The following is a 17,740-nucleotide window of genomic DNA, read 5'->3' as shown; positions in this document are numbered from 1 at the left end:
ACGTCGGCGCAGGCTCTGAGTTTCCTTTGAGTCCGCGCTGAGACCTCCGTTTCAGAGGGTCCTCAGAGGTTCGCCCCGCACAGTTGCGTTCCGGACAGACGAAAGGACACGACTGATGCAGACGGTGGACGAGCGGCGGGCCGCCCCACCCGTGGCGCCGCCCGCCCGGCCCTCCCCCGCGGCCGGCGTGCTGGCCGCGATATGGGCGGGGGCCGCGGCGGTGATCGCGCTGTGGTGGTCGGACACCGCGTCCGTGGTGGGGACGGCGGGATGGCTGACCGGAGCCGGGCGGATCGCGGGGCTGCTGTGCGGGTACGCGTGCGCGGTGCTCGTCGCGCTGATGGCGCGGGTGCCGCTGCTGGAGCGGCGGATCGGCTCGGACCGGGTGGCCCGCTGGCACGCCATGGCCGGCCGGTACACGATCTGCCTGCTGCTCGCGCACATCGCGCTGATCCTGACCGGGTACGCCGCGCAGGACCACGCCTCCCTGCTGCACGAGACGCTGACGGTGGTCCTGGACTATCCGGACATGCTGAAGGCCACCGCAGGCACGGTGATCCTCCTCGCGGTCGGCGTCACCTCGGCGCGCGCGGTGCGCCGCCGCACCGGCTACGAGTTCTGGTACTACGTCCACCTGCTCACCTACGCCGCCGTCTTCCTCGCCTTCGGCCACCAGCTGACCCTCGGCAACGACTTCAACGGCAAGCCGGTCGCCACCGCCTTCTGGTACGCGCTCTACCTGGGGGCCGCCGCGCTCGTGGTGTGGTTCCGCCTGCTGACCCCGTGGCGGCTCAACTCCCGGCACCGGCTGCGCGTGGAGTCCGTGCACCCCGAGGCGCCAGGTGTGTACTCGGTCGTCGTGCGCGGGCGGCGGCTGGACGAACTGGCGGCGCGGCCCGGGCAGTTCTTCCGGTGGCGATTCCTCGCGCCGGGGCTGGCGTGGACGTCGACGCCGTACTCCTTGTCGGCGCCGCCGCGTGCGGACCGGATGCGGATCACGGTCAAGGCGCTCGGCGGGCACAGCGCCGCCGTGGCGGTACTGCGGCCGGGCACCCGGGTCTGGGCGGAGGGACCGTACGGCTCGCTCACCGCCGACCGGCGCACGGCGGCGAAGTCGCTGCTGATCGCGGGCGGTGTGGGCATCACCCCCCTGCGCGCGCTGTTCGAGACACTGCCGGGCGAGGTGACGCTGCTGTACCGGGCGCGCCGGGCGGAGGACCTGGCACTCGGCGGGGAGCTGGAGGCACTCGCCCGCTGGCGTGGGGCCCATCTGCGGTACGCCCTCAACGGCCCGCACGGCGAACGCCCCGACCTGTCGGCGGCCGCGCTGCGGACGGCGTTCGGGGACCTCGCCGCGTACGACGTCTATCTGTGCGGCCCGCACGGCTTCGCCCGTCACGTGTACGAGCAGTTGCGCGCCGCCGGAGTGCCGGACCGGCGCATCCACCACGAGTCGTTCGAGCTGTGAGGCCTGAGTCGTGCACGCACTGAGGAAGAACCGCCCGCTGCGCCGGATCGTGCTGGCCGGCGCCGCCACCGTCTCCGGGATGGTGCTGCTGCTATCGCTGAAGCCGCACGCCGCTCCGGCGCTCGCGACCGCCAACTCGCCGAGGACCGCCGCGAGTTCGTCCGCGGCGCCCGGTGCCACCGGCACGACGGGCACCAGGACCGCCACCGGCGAGTCGGTCGACACCCGCTGGGGCCCCGTCCAGGTGCGCGTCACCGTCACCGGCGGCAGACTCACCGAGGTCACCGCGGTCGTCTACCCGTCGGAGAACCCCCGCGACCAGGAGATCAACGCCTACGCCATCCCCCAGCTGCGGCGTGAGGCGCTGAACGCGCAGAGCGCGCAGATCGACTCCGTCTCCGGCGCCACCTACACCAGTGACGGCTACAAGCAGTCGCTGCAGTCCGCGCTGGACTCGGCCGGCCTCTGAACGCTCCCGCGGGACGGCGCGTATGTGTGGGCCAAGGGTCCCGTCCCCCCGGAGGAACCGTGAGCACCACGCTCGCCGGCGGCCGTGCCGCCCGCCGCCAGACGATGCGCCGCATCCGCCCCCGCCGCTCCCCCGCCGCCGCACTGCTGCTCGCCGTGGGTGCCGGCGCGGCGGGTGTGCTGTGGCTGTGGTGGCGCAACACGCCGTCCATCGCGGACGACACCGGAAGGATCCTCGGCGCGGGCCGGATCACCGGCCTGCTCGCGGGCTATCTGATGGCGCTGGTGGTGCTGCAGATGGCTCGGGTGCCCGCGCTGGAGCGTCGGGTGGGCTCCGACCGGGTGGCCCGCTGGCACGCGATGAGCGGCCGCTACACGATCAGTCTGGTGCTCGCCCACATCGTCCTGACCATGTGGGGCTACACCCTCCAGGCCGGCAGGCCGGTCACGGACATCGCCCGGCAGACGGTCGACTCGGTCACCCAGCTGCCCGACCTGGGCAAGGCGGCGATCGGCACCGGCCTGCTGCTGCTCATCGGACTGGTGTCGGCCGGCGGCGTGCGCCGCAGGCTGGGCTACGACACCTGGTACCACGTCCATCTGCTGACGTACGCGGCGGTGTTCCTGACGTTCTGGCACCAGATCAGCGACGGCAACGACTTCGCGGTGGAACCCGCCGCGAAGACCTTCTGGTACGGGCTGTACGGCACGGTCACCGCGCTGGTGCTCTGGTACCGCGTCCTCACCCCGGTCCGGCTCAACCTGCGCCACCGCATGCGGGTCGAGGCGGTGATCGAGGAGACACCGGGCATCGTGTCGGTCCTCATCAGCGGCACCAAGCTGCACCGGATCGGTGCGGAGGCCGGGCAGTTCTTCCGCTGGCGGTTCCTTGCGCCGGGGATGCGGTTCAGTTCGCACCCGTACTCGCTGTCGGCGGCGCCGCGTCCCGGCATGCTGCGGATCACCGTGAAGGCGATCGGCGACCACAGCTCCCGGCTGCGCGAGCTGACGCCGGGCACCCGGGTGTGGGCGGAGGGCCCCTACGGCGCGCTGACCGCGCAGCGGCGCAGCCGGGGCAAGGTGCTGCTGGTGGCGGGCGGTGTCGGCATCACGCCGATGCGGGCCCTGTTCGAGACGCTGCCCGGCGCGGCAGGCGACCTCACGCTGCTGTACCGGGCCAACAGCACGCAGGACCTGGCCCTGTGGGACGAGCTGGCGGCGATCGCCGACGAGCGCGGGGCACGGCTGATGTACGCCGTGAACAGCCCCGACGGCGAACGCCCCGACATCTCGCCCGAGTCGCTGCAACGCAAGATCCCGGACGTCGACCGCCACGACGTCTTCCTGTGCGGGCCGCCCGGGTTCGCGCAGTCCGTCTACGAGGCGCTGCGGGGCGCCGGCGTGCCCGCCCGTCGTATCCACCACGAGTCGTTCGAGATGTGAGCGGGAGCTGCACACAGATGAGGAAGAACCACCCCGTCCGGCGGACCGTGCTGGCGACGGCGGCCACCGTGTCCGGTGTCGTCCTGCTGCTGACCCTCAAACCCGCCTCCGACCCGGCGTCCGCGCAGGCCGGCGCGGTCGCCCCGCCGCCGGCCGCGGCGCGGCAGTCCGCGCAGGGCGGCACCGCGGAGGGCACGGTCACCGGGGACGTGGCCCGCACCCAGTACGGGGCCGTGCAGGTGCGCCTGACCGTGGCCGGCGGCCGGATCACCGGGGCCGAGGCGGTGCAGGCGCCCAAGGGCGGCCACAGCGACCAGGTCACGGCGATGGCGGTGCCGCGGCTCAACCGGGAGGCGGTGGCGGCCGGCGGTGCGGACATCGACGCGGTCTCCGGTGCGACGTACACGAGCGCCGGGTACAAGCAGTCGCTCCAGTCGGCCCTGGACAAGCTCGGCAAGGGCGGGGCCGCCGGCTCCGGGGCGCGGGGCGGGGCCGCCGGCTCCGGGACGCGGACCGTCACCGGCGAGACGGCGAAGACCCAGTACGGTCCCGTGCAGGTCCGCATCACGGTGAGCGGTGGCCGCGTCACCGGGGCGGAGGCCGTCCAGGCGCCCAAGGGCGGCCTCAGCGACCAGAAGACGGCGATGGCGGTGCCGCGGCTCAACCGGGAGGCGGTCGCGGCCGGCAGCGCGGACATCGACGCGGTCTCCGGGGCGACCTACACCAGCACCGGGTACAGGCAGTCACTCCAGTCGGCATTGGACAAGGCAGGTGGCTGAAGGAATGGACGCAACGACTCCCGCCGCGGAACGCCGGACGGAGGAGGTCATGGGGACGGTCTTCTCCTTCGACGTCCGCGGCGGGGACCACGAGGCCGTGCGGGCCGCGCTCGAGGAGGCCGTCGCCGGACTGCACCGGGCCGACGAGGTGTTCAGCACCTACCGCGTGGACAGCCAGCTCTCCCGGCTGGCCCGCGACGAGCTGACCGTCGACGCCTGCGACCCCGAGGTCGCCGAGGTGCTGGAGCTCGCGGCGCAGGCGGAGCTGGTCAGCGACGGCTGGTTCAGCCCGCGTTATGGGGGCCGCCTGGACCCGACCGGCATCGTCAAGGGCTGGGCGGCCGAACGCGCGGCCCGGGTGCTGGCGCAGGCCGGGGCGAGCGGGGTGAGCGTGAACGGCGGCGGGGACGTGCAGATGTACGGCTCGCCCGGCCACGATCGCCCCTGGCGGGTCGGCATCGCGGACCCGCTGCGCCCCGGCGGCCTGGCCGCGGTGATCTCCGCGACCGGCACCGACGAACTGGCGGTCGCCACCTCCGGCACGGCGGAACGCGGCACCCACATCGTCGACCCCCGCACGGGCCGCCCGGCGGTCACGGACCTGGTGGCGGTGACGGTGACGGCGCCGTCGCTGACCTGGGCGGACTGCTGGGCGACGGCGGCCTTCGCGATGGGCTCGAGGACGGCCCTGCCCTGGCTGGAGTCCCTGCCGGGGGTGGAGGCGCTGCTGATCACGTCGGGCGACGAGGTCAGGTGCACCGGAGGTCTGGCTTCTCGACTCGGATGAGCGGAGCTGCGCGGGGGCGCGGGGAACTGCGCGAGCAACCGCCCACGACCCGCGCCCGGCGTCACACGGGCACCGCCCCTCTCAGTGCCCGTTCTGGGCCAGCCGCAGCAGATGATCGGCGAGAGCCTGCCCACCGGTGGGCTCCCGGCTGATCAGCAACAGCGTGTCGTCCCCGGCGATCGTCCCGAGGATGTCGTGCAGTTCCGCCTGGTCGATGGCCGAGGCCAGGAACTGCGCGGCCCCCGGAGGGGTGCGCAGGACCACGAGATTCGCGGAGGCCTCCGCGGAGATCAGCAGCTCCTGCGACAGCCTCCGCATCCGCTCCTCCTTGGCGGACTCCCCCAGGGGCGCCCGGGGGGTCCGGAAGCCCCCCTCGCTGGGCACCGCGTAGATCAGGTCGCCGTCGGTGTTGCGGATCTTCACCGCGTTCAGCTCGTCGAGGTCCCGGGAGAGCGTCGCCTGGGTGACGCTCAGTCCGTCGTCGGCGAGGAGCTTCGCCAACTGGCTCTGCGACCGCACCGGTTGCCGGTTGAGGATGTCCACGATCCGGCGGTGGCGGGCGGTGCGGGTCTGCGGCACGGCAGGCCCCGCGGTGCCGTTCTCGAACTCCTGCGCCTGACTCATCGTCGTCTCATTCTCCGGATCGTCCGTCCCCGTCGACCTGCGCCAGGATGCCGGGCAGCGCCCCGAGGAACGCGTCCACCTCGTCGTCGCCCAGGTTCAGCGCGGGCATCAGCCGTATGACGTCGGCGGCGGGCGCGTTCACCAGGAACCCGGCCTCCTGGGCCGCCTGCTGCACCTGCTGCGCGTGCGGCCCGGTGAGCACGATACCCAGGAGAAGTCCCGCTCCCCGGACATGACTGATCAAGGGGTGGCCGAGGGCCTCGATTTTGGTGCGCAGCTTCTCGCCCTGGCGCTTCACGTTCTCCAGCAGACCCTCGTTCGCGATGGTGTCGAGGACGGCGAGGCCGGCGGCGCAGGCGACGGGGTTGCCGCCGAAGGTCGTGCCGTGCTGGCCGGGCTGGAGCAGCTCCGCGGCCCGTCCGAAGGCGACGGTCGCGCCCAGCGGCAGGCCGCCGCCGAGCTGCTTGGCGAGAGTGACGACGTCGGGCAGGACGCCTTCGTGGGCCTGGTAGGCGAACCAGTGCCCGGTGCGGCCGACGCCGGTCTGCACCTCGTCGAGGACGAGCAGCGCGCCCGTGGCCGCGGTGATCGCGCGGGCCGCCTTCAGATAGCCGGCGGGCGGCACGACGACGCCGTTCTCGCCCTGGATGGGCTCGATGACGACGAGGGCCGTCTCCTCGGTGACCGCCGCCGCGAGCGCCTGCGCGTCGCCGAACGGCACGTGGGTGACGTCCCCGGGCAGCGGCCGGAAGGGGTCCTGCTTGGCGGGCTGGCCGGTGAGGGCCAGCGCGCCCATGGTGCGGCCGTGGAACCCGCCGTCGGTGGCGACGATGTGCGTGCGCCCGGTCAGCCGGCCGATCTTGAAGGCGGCCTCGTTGGCCTCGGCGCCCGAGTTGCAGAAGAAGACCCGGCCGTCGCGGCCGAAGAGCGTCAGCAGCCGTTCGGCCAGCGCGAGCGTGGGCTCGGCCATGAAGAAGTTGGAGATGTGGCCGAGGGAGCCGATCTGCCGGCTGACGGCCTCGACGATCGCGGGGTGGGCGTGGCCGAGGGCGTTGGTCGCGATGCCGCCGACGAAGTCCAGGTAGCCGGTGCCGTCCGCGTCCCAGACCTTCATGCCCTCACCGCGCACGAGGGGCAGCCGCGGGGTGCCGTAGTTGTTCATGAGCGCGCCCTGCCACCGCGCGGTCATCTCCTGGTTGCTCATGACTCCCCCTCGGTGTCCTGATCGGTGTCCTGGTCGGGCACGACCATGGTGCCGATGCCCTCGTCCGTGAAGATCTCCAGCAGGATCGAGTGCTGGACGCGGCCGTCGATGACGCGGGCGGTCGTCACGCCGTTGCGCACGGCGTGCAGGCAGCCCTCCATCTTCGGGACCATGCCGGAGCTCAACTCCGGCAGCAGTTTCTCCAGTTGGGAAGCGGTGAGACGGCTGATCACCTCGTCGGAGTTCGGCCAGTCCTCGTAGAGACCCTCGACGTCGGTGAGGACCATGAGGGTTTCGGCGCCCAGTGCCGCAGCGAGTGCCGCAGCCGCCGTATCAGCATTGACGTTGTAGACATGTCCGTCGTCCTGGGAGCGGGCGATCGACGAGACGACCGGGATGCGGCCGTCGGCGAGCAGCGCCTCGATCGCACCGGTGTCGATGCCGGTGATCTCGCCGACGCGGCCGATGTCGACCAGTTCGCCGTCGATCTCGGGGGTGTGCTTGGTGGCGGTGATGGTGTGCGCGTCCTCGCCGGTCAGGCCGACGGCGAGCGGGCCGTGCTGGTTGAGCAGTCCGACCAGCTCGCGCTGCACCTGCCCGGCCAGCACCATCCGTACGACGTCCATGGCGTCCTCGGTGGTGACGCGCAGGCCGGCCTTGAACTCGCTCACGATGCCGTGCCGGTCGAGGGCGGCGCTGATCTGCGGGCCGCCGCCGTGCACGACGACCGGCTTGAGGCCGGCGTGGTGGAGGAAGACCACGTCCTGGGCGAAGGCGGCCTTCAGCTCCTCGTCGACCATGGCGTTGCCGCCGAACTTGATGACGACGGTCTTGCCGTTGTGCCGGGTCAGCCAGGGCAGCGCCTCGATGAGGATCTGTGCCTTGGGCAGCGCGGTGTGCTTCCGGGTGGATGTCATGACGAGTAGGCGCTGTTCTCGTGGACGTAGTCGGCGGTGAGGTCGTTGGTCCAGATCGTCGCGGTCTCGGAGCCGGCGGCGAGGTCGGCGACGATGTGCACCTCGCGGTAGCGCATGTCGACCTTCTCGCGGTCCTCGCCGACGGAGCCGTTCTTGCACACCCAGACGCCGTTGATGGCGACGCCCAGCCGGTCCGGCTCGAAGGCGGCCTTCGTGGTGCCGATCGCGGACAGGACGCGGCCCCAGTTGGGGTCCTCACCGTGGATGGCGCACTTGAGGAGGTTGTTGCGGGCGATGGAGCGGCCCACCTCGACGGCGTCGTCCTCGGTCGCGGCGCCCACCACCTCGACCTTGATGTCCTTGCTGGCGCCCTCGGCGTCGCCGATGAGCTGCCGCCCGAGGTCGTCGCAGACGGTGCGGACGGCCTCGGCGAACTCGGCGTACTCGGGGGTGATGCCACAGGCGCCGGAGGCGAGGAGCAGGACGGTGTCGTTGGTGGACATGCAGCCGTCGGAGTCGACCCGGTCGAAGGTGACCTTGGTGGCGGCGCGCAGGGCCTTGTCCAGGGTCTCGCTGTCGAGGTCGGCGTCGGTGGTGAGGACGACGAGCATGGTGGCGAGGCCGGGGGCGAGCATGCCGGCGCCCTTGGCCATGCCGCCGACCGTCCAGCCGTCCTTGGTCACGACGGACGTCTTGTGGACGGTGTCGGTGGTCTTGATGGCGATGGCCGCCTTCTCACCGCCGTGCTCGGAGAGCTGGGCGGCGGCGGTCTCGACGCCGGCCAGGACCTTGTCCATGGGGAGCAGTTGGCCGATGAGGCCGGTGGAGCCGACGGCCACCTCGCCGGCGCCGCAGCCGAGGACTTCCGCGGCCTTCTCGGCGGTGGCGTGGGTGTCCTGGAAGCCCTTGGGGCCGGTGCAGGCGTTGGCGCCGCCGGAGTTGAGGACGACGGCGGTCAGCTGCCCGCCCTTGAGGACCTGCTCGGACCACAGGACCGGGGCGGCCTTGACGCGGTTGGAGGTGAAGACGCCGGCGGCGGCGCGGCGGGGGCCGGTGTTGACCACGAGGGCCAGGTCGGGGTTGCCGTTCTCCTTGATCCCGGCGGCGATGCCCGCCGCCGTGAATCCCTTCGCTGCCGTCACACTCACTGGATCTCCTCGTTCGCTTCTCCGCCCGTGCAGCGCGGAGGTGCGGGCATCGTGGTCGTCTGCAGGCCGGTGGCTGCACGCGCGTCGCTCACGGTGCAACTCCGATCGTCGTCAGCCCCGTGGTCTCGTGGAGACCCAGGGCGATGTTCATGCTCTGGACGGCACCGCCCGCGGTGCCCTTGGTCAGGTTGTCGATGGCGCTGATCGCGACGATCCGTCCGGCGGCCGCGTCGTACGCGACCTGCACCTGCACGGCGTTCGACCCGTAGACGGACGCGGTGGCGGGCCACTGGCCCTCGGGCAGCAGGTGCACGAAGGGCTCGTCGGCGTAGGCCTTGGCGTACGCGGCGCGCACGGACTCGGCGGTCACGCCCGGGAGGGCCTTCGCGCTGCACGTGGCGAGGATGCCGCGGGGCATCGGCGCGAGGGTCGGCGTGAAGGAGACGGAGATCCGCTCGCCCGCCACGCCGCTGAGGTTCTGGATCATCTCGGGCGTGTGCCGGTGGCCGCCCCCGACGCCGTACGGCGTCATGGAGCCCATGACCTCGCTGCCCAGCAGGTGCGGCTTGGGCGCCTTGCCCGCGCCGGAGGTGCCGGAGGCGGCGACGATCACGGCCTCGGGCTCGGCGAGCTGGGCGGCGTAGGCCGGGAAGAGGGCGAGGGAGACGGCGGTGGGGTAGCAACCGGGGACCGCGATGCGCTTGGACCCCTCCAGCGCGGCGCGGGCGCCCGGAAGTTCGGGAAGGCCGTAGGGCCAGGTGCCGGCGTGAGCGGAGCCGTAGAACGTCTCCCAGTCGGCGGCGTCCTTCAGCCGGAAGTCGGCGCCCATGTCGACGACGAGTACGTCCGGGCCGAGCTGCTCGGCGACGGCGGCGGACTGGCCGTGCGGCAGGGCGAGGAAGACGACGTCATGGCCGGCGAGGGTGTCGGCGCCGGTCTCGGCGAGGGTGCGGTCGGCCAGCGGCAGCAGGTGCGGCTGCAGGGCGCCCAGCTTCTGGCCCGCGTTGGAGTTGCCGGTGAGGGCACCGATCTCGACCCCGGGATGGGCCAGGAGCAGGCGCAGCAGCTCCCCACCTGCGTATCCGCTCGCTCCGGCGACTGCCGCGCGTACTGCCATGGAATCCTCCTCGTGGATGGCATGACTATACGTATCGCTGCACGTTTATGCAATCCTGGCGGATCACGGCCCGCCATGACACCGGCCGGCCGGAGGGTTCATCGTGGCCCGCCTGCCGGGCCTTGCGTTGGAGTGCGCTCGAACTCCTACGGTTCTGGTCATGACCAACCAGCACAGCACCACCCGTGACGAGCGCTTCGCGCAGGGCCTCGAGGTCCTCAGGAGTGTCGACGGCGAGGCCGGGCAGCGGGTCATCGACTCGCTCGCCGACATCAGTCCCGAGCTCGGCCACCAGATCGTCGCCTGGGGCTTCGGAGAGATCTACCAGCGGCCCCAGCTGGTGCCGCGCGACCGCCAGCTGGTGACCCTCGGCATGCTCACCGCGCTCGGCGGCTGCGAGCCGCAGCTCGAGGTGCACGTCAACGCGGCGCTGAACGTCGGCCTCACGCCCGAGCAGATCGTCGAGGCGATGCTGCATGCCGCCGGGTACTGTGGCTTCCCCCGCGCCCTGAACGCCACGTTCGTGGCGAAGAAAGTCTTCGCCGAGCGCGGGCTGCTGCCGGTCGGGCAGCAGCCCGCACAGGAACCCCCGGCTACTTCCGCCTGATCCGCAGGAAGGTGACCGAGTTCGCCGGGAACGTGTACGTGAACCTCGCGGCGACCCCGGTCACCGTCGAGGTCACCGGGGTGACCGGCGTGTTCGTCTCGCTGTTCACCGCGTCCGGCGCCGCCGCGAGGGTCGTCGCCGTCGCCCGGGAGGCGACCTTCGCCCCGCCCAGGTCGAGCGCGGTGCGGGCGGCCGTGTCCTGGGCGTTGACCACCTTGACGATCAGGTCACCGGTGGCCGCGTCCCGCGTCACCACCTGGCGGAAGGGCTCGGCCGGCTTGTCGTCGGTGAAGCCGCCCCACTGCTGCCCGTCCAGGAAGAGGGTGACCTGGCGGCCGCGCACCTTGACGTCGAGGTCGTAGGCGCGGCCCGTCTCGATCGTCCCGGCCTTGGTGAGCAGCGTGCTCTTGCCGCCGTCGGTGGCCTGCTCCACGGCGGACTGGGTGTTGTTCCAGCCGCCGAGGTTCCACCAGTAGTAGTTGCCGGTGTCCTTCACGCCGAAGGCGACGAGGAAGCCCTCCTTGCCGGACTTCTTGGTGGCCTTCACATGCAGGTCGTAGTCGTGCCAGGCGGGGTCGCCTGCCTGGACCATGGTGTTCTCGGCGGCCGCGTCCGTCTGGACGTACTGGCCGTCCTGGACGCTCCAGCTGCCACCGCCGGTGTGGGTCCATCGCGACGCGTCACCGGAGAAGTCGTCACCGAACAGCGCCGTACCGTCGGCCGCGGTGACCTTCACGTCGTCGTACGCCGCGCTGGTCGCCCACGTCGACAGGCCGATCGCACCGCTGATCGGGCCGCTGACACTCGGTGTGCCGGACGCCTTCGACGGGACGACCCGGTCGCCGGTGTTGTTCATGAACAGCTTCTGGACCTCGTAGTTGGCCGAGCCCCAGGAGGCGTGGTTGTTGAACCACACCAGGTCGGGCCGCCACTGCACGGCGTCCTCGTTGGCGAACAGCGGCGCGTAGGAGGCGAGCTTGACGACGTCCGCGTTCCGCTCCAGGCCGGTCATGTACGCGGCCTCGGACAGGGCGTTCTGCCAGGCGTTGCCCTGGGAGGCGTACTCGCCGAGGAAGACCTTCGGCCCCTGGCGGTCGTAGGAGTCGTAGCGGTCGTTGTTCTGCAGGAACCACTGCGGGCTGTTGTAGTAGTGCTCGTCGACCAGGTCGACGTGTCCCTCGCGGTTCAGCTTCCAGGCGGTGTCGAAGACGGTGCCGCTGTCGTCCGGGCCGGAGTTGGAGATGACCTTCACGTCCGGGTACGCCGTCTGGATCGCGGCGCGGAACTGCTGGAAGCGGGCGAAGAACTCGTCCGGCAGGTTCTCCTCGTTGCCGACCTCGATGTGGGTGAGACGGAAGGGCTCGGGGTGACCCATCCCGGCGCGGACCTTGCCCCACTTGGAGGTCGCCGGGCCGTTGGCGAACTCGATCAGGTCGAGGGTGTCCTGGATGTGCCGCTTGAGCAGCGCGTCGTCCACGACGGCCTTGTTCTGACCGCAGCCGGTGACCAGGGCGGGGACGACGGGCAGCGGCATCGCGCCGATGTCCTCGGCGAAACGGAAGTACTCGTAGTAGCCGAGGCCGTAACTCTGGTTGTAACCCCAGAAGTTGGCATTGGTGGCCCGCTGCTCCACCGGTCCGACGGTGTCCTTCCACTGGTAGGCGCGGGTGCGCTGCCAGCCGGAGGCCTCGCTGTAGTCCTGCATGGAGCCGGTGTTGACCAGGCAGCCGCCGGGGAAGCGGACGAAACCGGGGTGCAGGGCCGCGACCTTCTCGGCGAGGTCCTTGCGCAGCCCGTTGGGCTCGTGCCGGTAGGTGTCGCGGGGGAAGAGCGAGACCATGTCGAGCGCGGCGGCGGCCGGGGTGGCGACGGTGAGGCGGCCGTAGCTGCTGGTGCGCCCCGCGGTGAAGGTGGCGCTGTACTTGGCCCAGCCGCCGCGGACCGCGACCTTGCGGGCGCTCGCCAGCGGGCCGGCGGCGTCCTGGAGGCCGACGGTGAGGGTGGTGCCGCTCGCGGCGCGGGCCCACACCGAGAAGTCGTACGTCTTGCCGGCCTCGACGCGGATGCCGGTGTTGTAGCCGGCGTTGGTGACCGAGGAGCCGGCGGCCAGGGAGAGGTAGGTGCGGTTGCGCTCGTTCAGGCGGCCGTCGTCGTCCAGCGTCTGTGCGCTGCCGTCGACCGTCCAGGCGGTGAGCGGGGTGTAGGAGCGGTTGTCGGCGGTGGAGTACTCGAAGGACCGGTTCTGCACGAGTTCGGCGTACAGGCCGCCGTCGGCGGCACGGTTGATGTCCTCGAAGAAGACGCCGTACATCGTGTCGTCGATCGCCGCGCCCCGCGCGGTGGGGTCGACGGTGATCGTGTAGTCGGCGACCGGGGCGGCCTGCGCGGGAACCGGCAGCAGCGCCGAGGCCGCCAGCAGGGCGGTGACGCCGAGACCGAGTCTGAAGCGGGTGCGTGGCAAGGGATACTCCGCGGCTCTTGCTCCAGGGGAGCTGTTCGAAATACCAGACGGCGATCAGAACTTCGAACGGCAAGATAGGGAGGGGGCGCGTACGCGTCAATGGGTCGTGCAGCAACCACGGAGAACGGCGTGATGGGTGAGTTCTGGCCGGTTCCAGACGTACTGGCCTACCTGGCCGGGAACTGGCAGGTCGAACGTTCGGTGCGCGACCTGGCGAGCGGCTGCGAGGGCCGGTTCGACGGCACCACGGACTTCCAACCGCTGGAGGGCGGCGGGCTGCTGCACGTCGAGTCCGGCACGTTCGCCTGGCAGGGCGTCGCCCGCCCCGCCGAGCGCACGCTGCGGTTCCTGCCCGGCGCCACCCCCGGCACGGCCGACGTGCGCTTCGCCGACGGCCGCCCCTTCCACGACCTGGACCTCGGCAGCGGCCGGTACATCGCCGGCCACCCGTGCGCGGCCGACCTCTACCGGGGCGAGTTCACCGTCCGCGACGCCGGCCGCTGGCGGACGGTGTGGCGGGTGCGCGGCCCCGCCAAGGACCTGGTGCTGACGACGCACTACACCCGCGGAGACTGACCGGGGCTCACTCGAAGCTCAGCGTCATCCACTGGTCCGGCCGGTCCAGCGGCCGGAAACCGATCTTCTCGTAGACGCCGTGCGCGTCGTGCGTGGCGAGCATGATCCGCTTCAGCCCGTACGGCCGCAGGTGCTCGCGTACGGCGGCCACCAGCGCCGTACCGATGCCCTTGCCGCGCGCCGAGCGGTCGACGTACACGTCGCACAGCCAGGCGAAGGTGGCCCGGTCGGTGACGACGCGGGCGTAGGCGACCTGTTCGCCCGACGCGGTGCCGTAGACGCCGAAGTTCAGCGAACCGGCGATGGCGCTCTCCTGCTGCTCGCGCGCGCGGCCGAGCGCCCAGTAGGCGTCGGTGGACAGCCAGTGGTGCACGCGGGCGACGTCGAGGCGGGCCGGGGCGGTGGAGATCTCGTAGCCGTCGGCGAGCGGCGGGGTGTCGGTCATGCCGGGATCCTGGCAGAGCGGGCGGGCCCCCCACCACGGAGTTTCGGCGAGCTTCCCGGGCCGGTCGTCACGGAGTCTCGGCGGGTCTCCCGGGCCGGTTGCAGTCGGCCCGGTCGCTGCCCACACTGGTGTGGCCGGTGCTGCCGCTCCCGCACATGGTGAGGAGGCCCCACACGATGCACGCAACCGTGGGCGACCAGCTTGTCCAGCACGGCAGGGTGGTCGGTCAACACGACAAGGTCGGCGAGATCGTCGAAGTCCTGGGCCAGGAGGGCAACCCGCCCTACCGCGTCCGCTTCGACGACGGCCACGAGGGCGTGTGCTCGCCCGGCCCGGACACCGAGATCCGTCACCGGGCGACCAGCATGCCCCAGATGCCCCAGATGCCGTAGCCGCGCGGACGCCGCAGGTCGGCGCGGGGCCCGCAGGTCAGCGGGGAGGACTCGCCGGCTGCCCGTAGTGGTCGGCGACCACCCGCGTCATCGCCCCGAGCGGATCTGCGGCGACCTCCTTCGCGGCGAAGAAGACGTGCCCGCGCACCTGCGGGTACTTCTTCGTGAGCGTGAGATGGCGGGACAGCTCCGCCGGGTCCTGCCAGACGGCGGACTGGGCGGGGTCCCCCACCTTGTACAGCGCCTCCCCCGCGTACAGCTTCGTCGCCGTGCCCTTGGCGACGCCGGCCCACCACATCACGAGCACGGCGTAGTCGGCGGCGGCCAGGCCGATGTTCCAGTACAGCTGCGGCACGATGTAGTCGATCCAGTTCTGGCGCACCCACGTCCGGGTGTCCGCGTAGAGATCGTCGTACGACTGCACACCGCCCTGGGTGTCCGAGCCCGCCGGGTCGGTGGACGCGTTGCGCCATACCCCGAACGGGCTGACACCGAACTGCGTGGTGGGGCGGATCTGCCGGGTACGGGAGCCCGTCTCGCGGATCAGGGTGTCGATGTTGTGCCGGCGCCAGGCGGCGCGGCTCGGGAAGCCGCCGCCGTACGCGTCGTAGGCGTCGTCGTCGTCGAAGGTCTCCCCGGCCACGGGGTAGGGGTAGAAGTAGTCGTCGAAGTGGACCGCGTCGAGCGGGTAGCGGCGGACCGCGTCGAGCATGGCGTCCTCCACGAAGGTCCGCACCTCGGGCAGCCCGGGGTTGTAATAGAGCCTGCCGCCGTAGGTCACGACCCAGTCCGGATGCCTGCGGGCCGGATGCCCGGCCACGAGCCGGCCCGGATCGGTGTGGTTGGCGATACGGAACGGGTTGAACCAGGCGTGCAGCTGCAGACCCCGGGCGTGGGCCTCGGTGACGGCCGTGCCGAGCGGATCCCAGCCGGGGTCCTTGCCCTGGACCCCGGTGAGGTACTGCGACCACGGTTCGTACGGTGAGGGCCACAGCGCGTCGGCCGTCGGCCGGACCTGGAAGATCACCGTGTTCAGCCGCCGGCCGACCGCCGCGTCCAGGTGGGCGAGCAGCTCCGAGCGCTGCCGCGCCGCGCTCAGCCCGGGCTCCGATGGCCAGTCGCGGTTCTCCACGGTGGCCAGCCACATCCCCCGCATCTCGGTGGTGGCCCGGGCGTGGCCCTGGCCCCGCGCCGGTGCGGCGCCGAGCGCCAGCGTCGACAGCGCGGCCGCCGCGAACGCCCGCCTCGTCAGTCGTCCCATCGCGGAAACCCCTACCTTCTGGATTCGTACGGTCACGGATTGTCACCGGTTGTTCAGGATGCCGCACCCCGTCGATCGATCATCGATACTTCGCGGTAACGTGCACGATCGGAGCAGGCATCCGACCCGGAGGTCCTGCCAGTGCCGTGGATCAGCGAAGGGGACGATGTGACCGACATCGAGCGCGTCGGAATCGTGGGCTGCGGCCAGATGGGCGCCGGCATCGCCGAGGTGTGTGCGCGCGCCGGTCTGGACGTGAAGGTCGCCGAGACCAACGGCGAGGCCCTGGAGATCGGCCGTACCCGGCTGTTCAACTCCCTGGCCAAGGCCGCCGAGCGCGGCAAGATCACCGAGGAGGAGCGGGACGCGACCCAGGCGCGGCTGAGCTTCACCACCGACCTCGGCGAGTTCGCCGACCGTGACCTCACCGTCGAGGCGGTCGTGGAGAACGAGCAGGTGAAGACGGAGATCTTCCAGGTGCTCGACCAGGTGGTGACCCGCCCGGACGCGATCCTGGCGTCCAACACGTCCTCGATCCCGCTGGTGAAGCTGGCGGTCGCCACCGCACGCCCCGACCATGTCGTCGGCATCCACTTCTTCAACCCGGCCCCGGTGCAGAACCTGGTCGAGCTGGTCCCGGCGCTGACCACGTCCGAGGGCACGCTGAGCCGCGCGCAGATCTTCGCCGAGAAGGTGCTCGGCAAGCACACCATCCGCGCCCAGGACCGCTCCGGCTTCATCGTGAACGCGCTGCTGGTGCCGTACCTGCTGTCCGCGATCCGCATGTTCGAGTCGGGCATCGCCGGGCGCGAGGACATCGACAACGGCATGGAGATGGGCTGCGCCCACCCGATGGGCCCGCTGAAGCTCGCGGACCTCATCGGCCTGGACACCGTCGTGTCGATCGCGAACTCGATGTACGCCGAGTACAAGGAGCCGCTGTACGCCGCTCCCCCGCTGCTGCAGCGCATGGTCGAGGCGGGCCGGCTCGGCCGCAAGACCGGCTCCGGCTTCTACACCTACGCCTGATAACTCTGCGCGACGTGTAGCGGGCCCGGCACCTTCACAGGTGCCGGGCCCGTCCGTATCACACACCGTGTGCGCGCCGGGCACGCATATGCCCCTCGCACACTCTCCCCCTGCGCCCACCAGGCGAGTTCACTCTTCATGCGCATGCAAGGGACGCACCCTGCGCCCCTTCGACCACGGAAAGGAGTGGACACGTGAGCGCCGACTTAGGCCATCCCGTCGCCCCAGGAGAACTCGCAGAGTTACGACGCCGGCTCGACGTGGCGTACGCCCGCGTCGAGGGCGGGCTGGCCCTGCTCAGCCATCGCACCGAGGAGACCGCCAAGGAGCTGGACGAGCTGAACAGCCGGCTCGCCAGTCTGGAGCACGCCCGCTGGCCGCTGCCCTCGCTGGCCGCCGTGACCGCCCTCGGGGCGCTGATCGTGGCGGCCTGGCAGGTGCTGGCTCGCTAGCCCTCCGCGAGCCTGAGGTGGTGCAGCAGGAGTAACGCGGCCGCCATGTTGGCGGCCGGGACCTCCCCACGCGCGATCAGGTCGGGGACGACTTTGAGGGGGACCCATTCCCGGCGGTCCGACTCGAAGTCGTCCACGGGATGCCCGGCGTACTCGCCCCGCTCGGACCAGTAGATGTGGTGCCGGGCGTCGGTGAGGCCGTTGGACGGCTCCACGCTCATCAGGTGGTGCAGGGGCCCCGGCCGCCAGCCGGTCTCCTCCTGAAGTTCGCGGGCGGCCGCGGCGGCGATGTCCTCGCCGTCCTCCACGACGCCGGCCGCCAGTTCCCATCCCCAGCTGTCGGTGATGAAGCGGTGGCGCCACAACAGCAGTACCTCGTCCGCCTCGTTGACGATGGTGGCCACCGCCACCGGCCGCATGCGGATCAGGAAGTGGTCGAGATGCCGGCCGTCCGGCAACTCGACATCGGCGAGGTTCACACTGAACCACCGGTTTGCATACACGGTTTGTTCGTTTTGTTTCGTCCACTGCACGGTTCTGCCGCCTTCCGTCGGGTAAGGGG

The 17,740-nt window shown here is 71.5% G+C and carries 19 protein-coding genes; 10 read left to right on the top strand and 9 right to left on the bottom strand.

Annotated elements, in window-relative coordinates:
* The first annotated feature begins 115 nt into the window (after positions 1–115).
* From ACF1GV_RS34495 to ACF1GV_RS34475, 5 genes are read left to right on the top strand one after another with little or no spacing between them, the layout of a single operon-like run.
* Complete coding sequence (locus tag ACF1GV_RS34495; protein ID WP_391688923.1) at positions 116–1,468, top strand: ferric reductase-like transmembrane domain-containing protein; 1,353 nt, start codon at positions 116–118, stop codon at positions 1,466–1,468.
* A 10-nt stretch (positions 1,469–1,478) separates the two neighbouring features.
* Positions 1,479–1,937 carry an FMN-binding protein gene (locus ACF1GV_RS34490; RefSeq protein WP_391688920.1) on the top strand — a complete coding sequence of 153 codons (459 nt, stop codon included), beginning with the start codon at positions 1,479–1,481 and terminating at the stop codon, positions 1,935–1,937.
* 59 nt (positions 1,938–1,996) lie between these two features.
* Positions 1,997–3,379 (top strand): ferric reductase-like transmembrane domain-containing protein, encoded by a 1,383-nt coding sequence (locus ACF1GV_RS34485; protein ID WP_391688917.1) that lies wholly within the window; start codon positions 1,997–1,999, stop codon positions 3,377–3,379.
* A gap of 17 nt (positions 3,380–3,396) precedes the next feature.
* The gene (locus ACF1GV_RS34480; RefSeq protein ID WP_391688914.1) at positions 3,397–4,158 is read left to right on the top strand and encodes an FMN-binding protein; all 762 of its coding nucleotides are present in this window, start codon (positions 3,397–3,399) and stop codon (positions 4,156–4,158) included.
* A gap of 49 nt (positions 4,159–4,207) precedes the next feature.
* Complete coding sequence (locus tag ACF1GV_RS34475; RefSeq protein WP_391689398.1) at positions 4,208–4,945, top strand: FAD:protein FMN transferase; 738 nt, start codon at positions 4,208–4,210, stop codon at positions 4,943–4,945.
* Positions 4,946–5,026: 81 nt separating this feature from the next.
* Here ACF1GV_RS34475 and ACF1GV_RS34470 read toward each other — a convergent pair whose 3' ends face one another.
* The 5 genes from ACF1GV_RS34470 to argC all read right to left on the bottom strand — a co-directional run bounded on the left by ACF1GV_RS34470 (position 5,027) and on the right by argC (position 9,955).
* Positions 5,027–5,569: an arginine repressor gene (locus ACF1GV_RS34470; protein WP_391688911.1), complete on the bottom strand. Its 543-nt coding sequence runs from the start codon at positions 5,567–5,569 to the stop codon at positions 5,027–5,029.
* Between the two features lie 7 nt (positions 5,570–5,576).
* On the bottom strand, positions 5,577–6,773 hold the full coding sequence (locus ACF1GV_RS34465) for an acetylornithine transaminase (protein ID WP_391688908.1): 1,197 nt from the start codon (positions 6,771–6,773) through the stop codon (positions 5,577–5,579).
* A complete protein-coding gene (argB, locus tag ACF1GV_RS34460) occupies positions 6,770–7,690 on the bottom strand; it encodes an acetylglutamate kinase (RefSeq protein WP_391688905.1) in 921 nt (306 codons plus the stop codon). The genes ACF1GV_RS34465 and argB overlap by 4 nt, the downstream gene beginning before the upstream one ends.
* A complete protein-coding gene (gene argJ, locus ACF1GV_RS34455; protein ID WP_391688902.1) occupies positions 7,687–8,838 on the bottom strand; it encodes a bifunctional glutamate N-acetyltransferase/amino-acid acetyltransferase ArgJ in 1,152 nt (383 codons plus the stop codon). The genes argB and argJ overlap by 4 nt, the downstream gene beginning before the upstream one ends.
* Before the next feature lie 88 nt (positions 8,839–8,926).
* Positions 8,927–9,955 (bottom strand): N-acetyl-gamma-glutamyl-phosphate reductase, encoded by a 1,029-nt coding sequence (gene argC, locus ACF1GV_RS34450; protein WP_391688899.1) that lies wholly within the window; start codon positions 9,953–9,955, stop codon positions 8,927–8,929.
* Between the two features lie 160 nt (positions 9,956–10,115).
* Here argC and ACF1GV_RS34445 point away from each other — a divergent pair, with 160 nt between their 5' ends.
* On the top strand, positions 10,116–10,562 hold the full coding sequence (locus ACF1GV_RS34445) for a carboxymuconolactone decarboxylase family protein (protein ID WP_391688896.1): 447 nt from the start codon (positions 10,116–10,118) through the stop codon (positions 10,560–10,562).
* On the opposite strand, the gene ACF1GV_RS34440 is transcribed toward ACF1GV_RS34445, so the two are convergent.
* The gene (locus ACF1GV_RS34440; protein WP_391688893.1) at positions 10,549–13,023 is read right to left on the bottom strand and encodes an alpha-L-arabinofuranosidase C-terminal domain-containing protein; all 2,475 of its coding nucleotides are present in this window, start codon (positions 13,021–13,023) and stop codon (positions 10,549–10,551) included. The two genes, ACF1GV_RS34445 and ACF1GV_RS34440, sit on opposite strands and share 14 nt — an antisense overlap.
* 132 nt (positions 13,024–13,155) lie before the next feature.
* Between ACF1GV_RS34440 and ACF1GV_RS34435 the strand changes: the two genes are divergently transcribed.
* Positions 13,156–13,599 carry a DUF6314 family protein gene (locus ACF1GV_RS34435; RefSeq protein ID WP_391688890.1) on the top strand — a complete coding sequence of 148 codons (444 nt, stop codon included), beginning with the start codon at positions 13,156–13,158 and terminating at the stop codon, positions 13,597–13,599.
* 7 nt (positions 13,600–13,606) lie between these two features.
* On the opposite strand, the gene ACF1GV_RS34430 is transcribed toward ACF1GV_RS34435, so the two are convergent.
* Positions 13,607–14,044, bottom strand: coding sequence for a GNAT family N-acetyltransferase (locus ACF1GV_RS34430; protein WP_391688887.1), 438 nt, complete (start codon positions 14,042–14,044; stop codon positions 13,607–13,609).
* 176 nt (positions 14,045–14,220) lie between these two features.
* Here ACF1GV_RS34430 and ACF1GV_RS34425 point away from each other — a divergent pair, with 176 nt between their 5' ends.
* Positions 14,221–14,436 carry a DUF1918 domain-containing protein gene (locus tag ACF1GV_RS34425; protein ID WP_363264943.1) on the top strand — a complete coding sequence of 72 codons (216 nt, stop codon included), beginning with the start codon at positions 14,221–14,223 and terminating at the stop codon, positions 14,434–14,436.
* A 37-nt stretch (positions 14,437–14,473) separates the two neighbouring features.
* Here ACF1GV_RS34425 and ACF1GV_RS34420 read toward each other — a convergent pair whose 3' ends face one another.
* Complete coding sequence (locus ACF1GV_RS34420; RefSeq protein ID WP_391688883.1) at positions 14,474–15,697, bottom strand: glycoside hydrolase family 10 protein; 1,224 nt, start codon at positions 15,695–15,697, stop codon at positions 14,474–14,476.
* Between the two features lie 168 nt (positions 15,698–15,865).
* Here ACF1GV_RS34420 and ACF1GV_RS34415 point away from each other — a divergent pair, with 168 nt between their 5' ends.
* Positions 15,866–16,726: a 3-hydroxybutyryl-CoA dehydrogenase gene (locus ACF1GV_RS34415; RefSeq protein ID WP_363264941.1), complete on the top strand. Its 861-nt coding sequence runs from the start codon at positions 15,866–15,868 to the stop codon at positions 16,724–16,726.
* 194 nt (positions 16,727–16,920) lie between these two features.
* Entirely contained in the window at positions 16,921–17,178 is a 258-nt protein-coding gene (locus ACF1GV_RS34410; protein ID WP_391688879.1) for a hypothetical protein, read from the top strand.
* Here ACF1GV_RS34410 and ACF1GV_RS34405 read toward each other — a convergent pair.
* Positions 17,175–17,711 carry an NUDIX hydrolase gene (locus tag ACF1GV_RS34405; protein WP_391688876.1) on the bottom strand — a complete coding sequence of 179 codons (537 nt, stop codon included), beginning with the start codon at positions 17,709–17,711 and terminating at the stop codon, positions 17,175–17,177. The genes ACF1GV_RS34410 and ACF1GV_RS34405 overlap by 4 nt on opposite strands.
* Positions 17,712–17,740: the final 29 nt, after the last annotated feature.

The organism is Streptomyces sp. NPDC014006, assembly GCF_043088925.1.
GTDB lineage: Bacteria > Actinomycetota > Actinomycetes > Streptomycetales > Streptomycetaceae > Streptomyces.
The sequence above is the reverse complement of the archived record's forward strand: the minus strand, read 5'-3'. Positions and strand labels throughout refer to the sequence as shown.

Excerpts from the sequence above, each read along its gene's own strand:
- argC (WP_391688899.1), bottom strand. The coding sequence starts at position 9,955 with ATGGCAGTACGCGCGGCAGTCGCCGGAGCGAGCGGATACGCAGGTGGG.
- ACF1GV_RS34420 (WP_391688883.1), bottom strand. The coding sequence starts at position 15,697 with ATGGGACGACTGACGAGGCGGGCGTTCGCGGCGGCCGCGCTGTCGACG.
- ACF1GV_RS34435 (WP_391688890.1), top strand. The coding sequence starts at position 13,156 with ATGGGTGAGTTCTGGCCGGTTCCAGACGTACTGGCCTACCTGGCCGGG.
- ACF1GV_RS34495 (WP_391688923.1), top strand. The coding sequence starts at position 116 with ATGCAGACGGTGGACGAGCGGCGGGCCGCCCCACCCGTGGCGCCGCCC.
- ACF1GV_RS34480 (WP_391688914.1), top strand. The coding sequence starts at position 3,397 with ATGAGGAAGAACCACCCCGTCCGGCGGACCGTGCTGGCGACGGCGGCC.
- ACF1GV_RS34430 (WP_391688887.1), bottom strand. The coding sequence starts at position 14,044 with ATGACCGACACCCCGCCGCTCGCCGACGGCTACGAGATCTCCACCGCC.
- ACF1GV_RS34465 (WP_391688908.1), bottom strand. The coding sequence starts at position 6,773 with ATGAGCAACCAGGAGATGACCGCGCGGTGGCAGGGCGCGCTCATGAAC.
- ACF1GV_RS34445 (WP_391688896.1), top strand. The coding sequence starts at position 10,116 with ATGACCAACCAGCACAGCACCACCCGTGACGAGCGCTTCGCGCAGGGC.
- ACF1GV_RS34470 (WP_391688911.1), bottom strand. The coding sequence starts at position 5,569 with ATGAGTCAGGCGCAGGAGTTCGAGAACGGCACCGCGGGGCCTGCCGTG.
- ACF1GV_RS34475 (WP_391689398.1), top strand. The coding sequence starts at position 4,208 with ATGGGGACGGTCTTCTCCTTCGACGTCCGCGGCGGGGACCACGAGGCC.
- ACF1GV_RS34425 (WP_363264943.1), top strand. The coding sequence starts at position 14,221 with ATGCACGCAACCGTGGGCGACCAGCTTGTCCAGCACGGCAGGGTGGTC.
- argB (WP_391688905.1), bottom strand. The coding sequence starts at position 7,690 with ATGACATCCACCCGGAAGCACACCGCGCTGCCCAAGGCACAGATCCTC.